Source organism: Saccharomonospora saliphila YIM 90502, assembly GCF_000383795.1.
GTDB classification, from domain to species: domain Bacteria; phylum Actinomycetota; class Actinomycetes; order Mycobacteriales; family Pseudonocardiaceae; genus Saccharomonospora; species Saccharomonospora saliphila.
The window spans coordinates 1-1,911 of sequence record NZ_KB912730.1; the positions used below are offsets into that span (position 1 = coordinate 1).

Annotated in this window: 3 protein-coding genes and 1 pseudogene; all 4 read left to right on the top strand. The window is 71.6% G+C overall.

Features of this window, described 5'->3' with window-relative positions:
- Positions 1-708, top strand: a 708-nt coding sequence (locus tag SACSA_RS0120660) for an MMPL family transporter (protein WP_019819772.1), incomplete at its 5' end; no start/stop codon positions are given.
- 28 nt (positions 709-736) lie between these two features.
- The gene (locus tag SACSA_RS0120665; protein WP_019819773.1) at positions 737-988 is read left to right on the top strand and encodes a Prokaryotic metallothionein; all 252 of its coding nucleotides are present in this window, start codon (positions 737-739) and stop codon (positions 986-988) included.
- Positions 989-1,100: 112 nt separating this feature from the next.
- Positions 1,101-1,526, top strand: a complete 426-nt coding sequence (locus SACSA_RS0120670) for a BlaI/MecI/CopY family transcriptional regulator (RefSeq protein ID WP_019819774.1) — start codon at positions 1,101-1,103, stop codon at positions 1,524-1,526.
- A pseudogene (locus SACSA_RS0120675) lies at positions 1,523-1,911 on the top strand (M56 family metallopeptidase); the annotation flags it as partial. The gene SACSA_RS0120670 and the pseudogene SACSA_RS0120675, both read left to right, overlap by 4 nt.

Genomic DNA, 1,911 nt, shown 5'->3' on the forward strand with positions numbered 1-1,911 from the left:
GTGCTGGCCGCGCCCGCCGACTCGGACGCCGCGGTGCGGACCGTGCGTGAGGTGCGGGAGGCCGTGCACGCGGTGCCCGGCGCCGAGGCCCTGGTGGGCGGCACGACGGCGATCCAGCTCGACACCATCGAGACGTCGCGGCGGGACCTCACGGTGATCATCCCGATCGTGCTCGCCGTCGTGTTCGCCGTGCTCGCGCTCCTGCTGCGCGCGCTGCTGGCACCGCTGCTGCTGATCGCCACGGTGGTGTTGTCGTTCGCGGCGACCATGGGGGTCGGCGCGTTGGTGTTCAACCACGTCGTCGGCTTCCCCGGTGCCGACCCCGCCGTGCCGCTGTTCGCCTTCGTGTTCCTCGTCGCGCTGGGAATCGACTACAACATCTTCCTGATGACCCGCGTGCGGGAGGAGACCCGCACGCGGGGAACGCGCCTGGGCACGGTGTACGGGCTGAGGGTCACCGGTGGTGTGATCACCTCGGCAGGCGTGGTGCTGGCCGCGACCTTCTCGGCGCTGGCGGTGGTGCCGATCCTGTTCCTCGCCCAGATCGCGTTCCTGGTCGCGTTCGGGGTGCTGCTGGACACGCTGGTGGTGCGTTCGCTGCTCGTGCCCGCGCTCACCATCGACATCGGACGGCGTGTCTGGTGGCCCTCCCGCCTCGACGCCCCACGTTTCCGCACGTCGCATTCGGGAATGCCTACGTCCGCATGACCGGTGTCGACGACGGAGGTGACCGGGTATGGCCCAGTGCGAGGTGTGTGGCAACGACTACGCCATGACGTTCGAGATCCGCACCGTGGGTGGCGGGGTGCACACGTTCGACTCGTTCGAGTGCGCGATCCACCGGCTGGCGCCCATCTGCGAGCACTGCGGCTGCCGCGTGATGGGACACGGAATCGAGGTGGACGGCCGCTTCTACTGCTGCGCCCACTGCGCGCGCCAGATGAGCGCGCACGGTGCCGAGGCCCGCGACGCCGTCGGCGCCACCTGAGTGCTTCGCCGGGCCGGAAGCCGCCGTCCCCGTCGTCCGCGCGCCGCGCGCTTCGCCGTCCCCAGGGTTCGTGGTTCAATCGCGTGCGGAGCGAGAACGTAAGGGGTGGACGGTGGCCAGGCTCGGTGAACTGGAGCGCGCGGTGATGGAGGTGCTCTGGGCACGCGGCGAACCGGTGAGCGTGCGGGACGTGCACGCCGCACTCGGGGACCGGGGGCTCGCCTACACCACCGTGATGACGGTGCTGACCCGGCTGGCGAACAAGAACGTCGTCCGGCGCGGGCGCCAGGGCCGGGCGTGGCTCTACGAACCCGCCGCCGGGCGTGAGGCCTACGTCGCCGAACTGATGCTCGAGGCGCTCGAACTCAGCGGTGACCGGGGTTCGGCACTGGTGCATTTCGCGCGGTCGGTGAGCAGTGCCGAGGCCGACGCCTTGAGCGAGGCGCTGCGGCACGCGCATGAGCGAGCCGAGCGTGCGGGCAGGCCCAGGGCCGCACCCGGACCGGACGGTCGGGCGGAGCGGGGCGAACAGACGTGATCCTGGTGTGGCACCAGCTCGGGGCGGGGCTGTCGGCTCTGTCCGTGGTCGTCTGGTTGCTGCGAAGCCGGTGGACGCACGCCCATCCCCGTGCGGCGCTCGTGTTGTGGCAGATCAGCGGGCTGACACTCGTGGTCTCCACGGTCGGCGCGCTGCTCGGGTTCGGTCTCGCGCCGTTCGAGCGGGGACTGTTGCCCTCATTGGCGGGGCTGCCGAGACGATGGTCCGAGCTGGACGCCTGGCATCTGCCCGCCGTGGCGCTGGGGCTGGCACTCGCGGGCTGGCTGGTGGCCAACCAGCTCTGGTGCCTCTACCGCACCGCCCGCGCGCGGGCGCGGCACCGGCTGTTGCTGCAGCTCGTCGCCGAGCCGGGCGCGGACGCGCT

Bases quoted from the DNA above. Each gene is read 5' to 3' on its own strand.
- SACSA_RS0120665 (WP_019819773.1), top strand. From the start codon at position 737: ATGGCCCAGTGCGAGGTGTGTGGCAACGACTACGCCATGACGTTCGAG.